This is a genomic window from Curtobacterium sp. MCSS17_011 (assembly GCF_003224275.1).
Classification (GTDB): Bacteria; Actinomycetota; Actinomycetes; order Actinomycetales; family Microbacteriaceae; genus Curtobacterium.
The window spans coordinates 82,308-88,458 of record NZ_QKLE01000012.1; the positions used below are offsets into that span (position 1 = coordinate 82,308).

Genomic DNA, 6,151 nt, shown 5'->3' on the forward strand with positions numbered 1-6,151 from the left:
GCTGGCACCGGACGATGACGACCACCGCCGACCTCGCCGCCCGACTCCGGGCGATGCCGGACGACGCGCTCGAGCGCCTCGTCGCGGCGAGGCGACTCCCCACCGCCGCACTCGCCGAGACCGGCCCGCAGCGCATCACCGACTTCTTCGACCTCGCCGAGGCGCTCCGCGGCGACGACGCCGTGGACGCCGCCGTCGAGCACCTGCCGCGCGCGACGATCCTGGCGCTGCGTGACGGCGGCGCCGTCGACGCGCTCGGCCCCGCCATCGAACTCGGCCTCGCCGACCAGGACGGCGCAGTCGACGACGCGGTCGCCGCACGCGTGGCCGCCCACCCCGACCTCACCTCGCTCGACGAGCAGCCGGGAGGCCCGGAGCAGGTCCGCCCCGCTGCTCCCGCCCTCGACGACGCGGCGCTCGAGCGCGCACGTACCACCGGCGCGGAACAGGCGTTCGCCACGATGACCGTGCTCGCCGAGCTGCTGCGGGCGATCGACGCCGGCACGGTCCGCGAACTCGTCAAGGGCGGGATCGGCATGCCGCTCGCCCGTGCCCTCGCCGAGCGCATCGGCACCGACGCCGAGCTCGTGGCCGGCCGCCTGGCCCTCCTCGACGACATCGGGTTCGCCGACCCCGACACCGGGCGCTGGATCGTCACCGACGCCGGGCACACCTGGCTGCTCGCCACCTGGCCGGAGCGCTGGGTGTCGCTGGTGGCCGCGTGGTCGGACACCCTCCCGCCCGCCGTGCACCAGGTGCTGGAACTGGCCGACGGCGACCTGCGCGACCTCGTGCCGCTCGGACGCTGGGCCTACCCGGCAGGGTCCCGCTGGCTCGACGCCCTGCTGCTCGACGTCGCCGGCACCGCGTCGTCGCTCGGACTGGCGGTCGAGGGCACCGTCACGAGCACCGGCCGGGCACTCCTCGACGGCGACGCCGGACCGGCCGCCGACGACCTGCCGGGCACCGTCGAGCGGGTCTACCTGCAGCACGACCTCACCGTCATCGCACCGGGGCCGCTCGCCCCCGCGGACGACGACGCCCTTCGGACGGTCGCCGTGCTCGAAGCACCGGGGCTCGCGGCGCGCTACCGCATCTCCGAGGACTCGCTGCGCGCGGCGTTCCGGGCCGGGAACTCCCGCGACGACCTGCTGTCCCTGCTCGGGCGGCTGTCGGCCACCGGGATCCCGCAGCCGCTCGCCTACCTGATCGACCAGGTGGCCGGACGCGACGGCAGCATCGTCGTCGACCGGGGGCCGGGCGGCGTCGGGACCGAGGTCCGCGGCACCGCCGACCAGCTCGACCTGGTCGGTGTGGACGCCGAGCTCCGGCAGCTCGCGTGGGAGCGGCCCGACCTGACGACGCTGACCACGCGCTACCCGCCGCACGTCGTGCACACCGCGCTCGAGGACCAGCGCTACCCGGCCGTCCTGACGACCGCAGCCCGCCCCGAGACGCACCACGGGCCTCCCGGCCGGCGCAGCCCCGCCGGACGCTCGCCGGAACAGTCAGCGCACGCACTCGTCGAACGGCTCCGCCTGACGACGCAGCGCGGCGACGCGGAGCCGGAGCAGGAGTGGCTCGGTCGGCAGATCGACCTGGCCGTGCGCGGACGCACGCCGATCCGTGTGACCGTCCGGATGCCGGACGGCTCGGAGCGACCGTTCTCGATCGTGCCGACCTCGGTCGCCGCCGGGCGCGTCCGCGGGCGGGACACCGCCGTCGACGTCGAACGCACCCTGCCGCTGTCACTCGTCGTGTCGGTCGAGAGCGACGCCTGAGCCGTGCGGTCACCAGTACGCAGCCACTGACGGCTAAGCTGGCAGGTCATGAACGGACCGCTGATCGTGCAGAGCGACCGCACCGTGCTCCTCGAGGTCGCGCACCCCGACGCCGAGGACGCGCGCCACGAGCTCGCCGCCTTCGCCGAGCTCGAACGCGCTCCCGAGCACGTGCACACCTACCGGATCACCCGCCTCGGACTCTGGAACGCGCGCGCCGCGGGCCACGACGCCGAGGCGATGATCGACACCCTGGAACGCTTCGCGAAGTTCCCCGTGCCGCAGAGCGTCACGGTCGACATCCGCGACACGGTCTCACGCTACGGACGACTCGTGATCCGGCGCGAGGAACGGCCCGACGCCCCCGTGATCGCGAACTCCCCCACCGAGGAACTCGAGCGGCTGCCGCTCCTGCTGCTCACCGCCGAGGACCCGTCGGTGCTCGCCGAGGTCATCCGGTCGAAGCGCATCAAGCCGTTGCTCGGTGACATGCGGTCCTCGACCGAGGTCGAGCTGCAGCCGTGGGCGCGGGGGCAGATCAAGCAGGAGCTCGTGAAGCTCGGCTGGCCGGCGGAGGACCTGGCGGGCTACACCCCGGGGCAGCCCCACCCGATCGACCTGGACACGGCCGAGTGGCACATGCGGCCGTACCAGGAGCAGGCCGTCGACACGTTCTTCGCCCAGGGCTCCGGCGTCGTCGTGCTGCCCTGTGGTGCGGGCAAGACGCTCGTCGGCGCGGGCGCGATGGCGACCGTCAAGGCGACCACGCTCATCCTCGTGACGAACACCGTCTCGGCGCGGCAGTGGCGCACCGAGCTCTTGAAGCGCACGACCCTGACGCCGGAGGACATCGGCGAGTACTCGGGCAGCGTCAAGGAGATCCGGCCGGTCACGATCGCGACCTACCAGATCCTCACCGCCCGCCGGAAGGGCGAGTACACGCACCTGTCGCTCCTCGATGCCCTCGACTGGGGCCTCATCGTCTACGACGAGGTGCACCTGCTGCCCGCGCCGGTGTTCAAGCTGACCGCCGACCTGCAGGCCCGCCGGCGCCTGGGCCTCACGGCGACGCTCGTGCGCGAGGACGGCCGCGAGGGCGACGTCTTCTCGCTCATCGGGCCGAAGCGGTACGACGCCCCGTGGAAGGAGATCGAGGCGCAGGGCTACATCTCGCCGGCCTCCTGCTACGAGGTCCGCATCGACCTGCCGCACCAGGACCGCCTGGAGTACGCGGCGTCGAGCGACGACGAGCGCTACCGGCTCGCCGCGACGTCCCCGGCCAAGACCCCGGTGGTGCGGGAACTCATCGAGAAGCACCGCGGTGAGCAGATCCTGGTGATCGGGCAGTACATCGACCAGCTCGACGAACTGGCCGCGTCGCTCGACGCCGCCGAGATCACCGGAGCCACACCGGTCGACGAGCGCGAGCGGCTGTACGACGCGTTCCGGTCCGGGGAGGTCGACGTGCTCGTCGTCTCGAAGGTCGCGAACTTCTCGATCGACCTGCCCGACGCGACCGTCGCCATCCAGGTCTCCGGCTCGTTCGGGTCGCGTCAGGAAGAGGCGCAGCGGCTCGGTCGGCTCCTCCGCCCGAACAAGGACGGCCTGCCGGCGTCGTTCTACACGCTCGTGGCCCGCGACACCGTCGACCAGGACTTCGCGCAGAACCGGCAGCGGTTCCTGGCGGAGCAGGGGTACTCGTACACGATCCTCGACGCCGACCAGGTCCAGACGCCCGTGGGCTGACGCACGAACCGCACTCAGGAAACCCCGAGGGAACAGTCAGAAGATAGGACCATGAGCGATGGCCCCAAGATCCTGATCGTCGACGACGAGCCGAACATCCGCGACCTCCTGACGACCTCGTTGCGCTTCGCCGGCTTCGCCGTGCGTGCAGTGGGCAACGGCGCGCAGGCGATCTCCGCCGTGCTGGAAGAAGAGCCGGACCTCATCATCCTCGACGTGATGCTGCCCGACATGAACGGCTTCGGCGTGACCAAGCGTCTGCGTTCCTCGGGCTACACGTCGCCGATCCTGTTCCTCACGGCGAAGGACGACACCGAGGACAAGATCACCGGCCTCACCGTCGGCGGCGACGACTACGTCACCAAGCCGTTCTCGCTCGACGAGATCGTCGCCCGCATCAAGGCCATCCTCCGTCGCACCATGAACGACGAGGAAGACGCGATCATCCGCGCCGGCGAGCTCACGATGGACCAGGACACGCACGAGGTCACGATCGGCGACGCGCAGATCGAGCTCTCGCCCACCGAGTTCAAGCTGCTCCGCTACCTCATGCTCAACCCGAACCGCGTGCTGTCCAAGGCGCAGATCCTCGACCACGTGTGGGAGTACGACTTCAACGGTGACGCTGGGATCGTCGAGAGCTACATCTCGTACCTGCGCCGCAAGCTCGACCAGTACTCCGCCGAGCCGATCATCCAGACCAAGCGCGGCTTCGGGTACATGTTGAAGGCGTCCAAGGCTTCGTAGGGGCCGGAGCCCCGCGGGGCTCGACTTCACGGCGGTCGTCCGGTTTCACCGGGCGGCCGCTGTCTATCGTTGGGGCAGCATGCACACGCGAATGAACCACTGGTGGGACGGGATCTCCCTGCGCACCAAGATCACCGGGATCACGGTGCTCCTCGTCGCGCTCGGATTGCTCGTCGCCGGACTCGGCACGATGACGGTGCTGTCCACCTACCTCATGCAGCAGCTCGACAACACGGTCAAGCAGACGACCGAGCAGCTCGAGGGCCAGAACATCAGTGACGGCGAGCAGTACTGCAAGCTGTCCGTCGTGGTGTCGCAGAGCGCCTACGTCGCCGCGTACGACGCGGACGGTGACCGGATCTGCCAGACGAAGGCGTCGAGCCGACCGGACGTCCGTGAAGCCACCCTGGTCGAGGCCTCGCAGTCGAACCAGCGCATCTCGCTCTACGACAGCCAGCACAACCACGAGTGGCGCGCCCAGATCATCCCGGCGTCGTTGCAGAACCAGTCAGACGGCACCACCGAGACCGGCTACGTGCTCATCGCCGTCTCCAGCGCCGGCACCGACGAGACGATCGGCAAGTTCACCGCGATCTTCCTCGGGTTCGGTGCCTCGGTCATCCTGCTCGGCGCCATGCTCACCCGTCTGCTCGTCACCGCGACCTTCGACCCGCTGCGCGACGTCGAGGACACCGCTGCCCGATTCGCCGCGGGTGACTTCAACCAGCGCCTCGAGGCCGACACCCCGAACACCGAGGTCGGCCGACTCAACCGCTCCCTCAACGTCATGCTCGAGCGGATCGACTCCGCGTTCGAGGACCGTGAGCGCACCATCGCCCAAATGCGCCGGTTCGTCGGGGACGCCTCGCACGAGCTCCGCACGCCGCTGGTGTCCCTGCGCGGCTACGCAGAGCTGTACCGGATGGGTGCCCTGCGGAAGGAAGAAGACGTCGCCCAGGCGATGGAGCGCATCGAGAAGGAAGCACAGCGGATGGGTCTGCTCGTGCAGGACCTGCTGCAGCTCGCCCGGATCGACGAGTCGAAGCCGCTCGAGCTCGGACCGGTCGACCTCGTCGCCATCGCCCGCGACTCGGCGCTCGACACCATGGCCTCCAACCCCGACCGTGAGATCCAGGTCCTCGTCGAGGACGCCCTGACCGGTGAGAGCGTGCCCCAGGCCGTCCGTCCGTCCGCATCGTCGTCGATCGCCTCTCCGGACACCGGGGAAGCGCCGCCCGTGTCGCCCACCTCGGCGAACACCACCGGACCCATCGCGTTCTCGCGCCAGACCATCGCACGTCTGCGGGCCCGTCGCACCCGGGCGATGAACATCGACGCGGGTGCCGCACCGACCGACGAGACCACGCCGCTGCCCACGGTCGTGCTGCCGAAGCGACCGCCGATCGTCCTGGCAGAAGAGAACAAGATCCGCCAGATCGTCACGAACCTGATGGGCAACGCCATGCGGTTCACGGCGCACGACGACCCGATCGAGATCGGCATCGGCGTGGACGACGAGCGTGGCATGGCGCACCTCGACGTGATCGACCACGGAGAGGGCATCCCGCCGCAGCTGCGCGAGAAGATCTTCCAGCGCTTCTGGCGTGCCGACACCTCCCGCGCCCGGGACACCGGCGGCTCGGGCCTCGGTCTGGCCATCGTGTCCGGCATCGTCGCGGCGCACAACGGTTCGGTCGAGGTCTTCGACACCGAGGGCGGCGGCGCCACCTTCCGCGTCTGGCTCCCCCTGCTCCCCCGCGACTTCGACGCCTGACCCGCAGCGGGCCGTACGGCCCGCGGCGTCCCGCACCCCGGGTGTCGCGGGCGTCCCGGTGGCCCGGGCGTCCCGGGCGTCCCGGCCGGTCACAACACCCCGC

At 70.7% G+C, this 6,151-nt stretch carries 4 protein-coding genes; all 4 read left to right on the forward strand.

The window, feature by feature from the left end:
* Window positions 1–14 precede the first annotated feature (14 nt).
* Window positions 15–1,781, forward strand: a complete 1,767-nt coding sequence (locus DEJ17_RS10295; RefSeq protein WP_110893603.1) for a helicase-associated domain-containing protein — start codon at window positions 15–17, stop codon at window positions 1,779–1,781.
* A gap of 48 nt (window positions 1,782–1,829) precedes the next feature.
* The gene (locus DEJ17_RS10300) at window positions 1,830–3,527 is read left to right on the forward strand and encodes a DNA repair helicase XPB (RefSeq protein WP_027466594.1); all 1,698 of its coding nucleotides are present in this window, start codon (window positions 1,830–1,832) and stop codon (window positions 3,525–3,527) included.
* 51 nt (window positions 3,528–3,578) lie between these two features.
* Window positions 3,579–4,274 (forward strand): response regulator transcription factor, encoded by a 696-nt coding sequence (locus tag DEJ17_RS10305; RefSeq protein WP_017888045.1) that lies wholly within the window; start codon window positions 3,579–3,581, stop codon window positions 4,272–4,274.
* A gap of 79 nt (window positions 4,275–4,353) precedes the next feature.
* Complete coding sequence (locus tag DEJ17_RS10310) at window positions 4,354–6,048, forward strand: cell wall metabolism sensor histidine kinase WalK (protein WP_110893605.1); 1,695 nt, start codon at window positions 4,354–4,356, stop codon at window positions 6,046–6,048.
* The last annotated feature ends 103 nt before the right edge of the window (window positions 6,049–6,151 follow it).

Coding starts and splice junctions, on each gene's coding strand:
- DEJ17_RS10310 (WP_110893605.1), top strand. CDS start 4,354: ATGCACACGCGAATGAACCACTGGTGGGACGGGATCTCCCTGCGCACC.
- DEJ17_RS10305 (WP_017888045.1), top strand. CDS start 3,579: ATGAGCGATGGCCCCAAGATCCTGATCGTCGACGACGAGCCGAACATC.
- DEJ17_RS10300 (WP_027466594.1), top strand. CDS start 1,830: ATGAACGGACCGCTGATCGTGCAGAGCGACCGCACCGTGCTCCTCGAG.
- DEJ17_RS10295 (WP_110893603.1), top strand. CDS start 15: ATGACGACCACCGCCGACCTCGCCGCCCGACTCCGGGCGATGCCGGAC.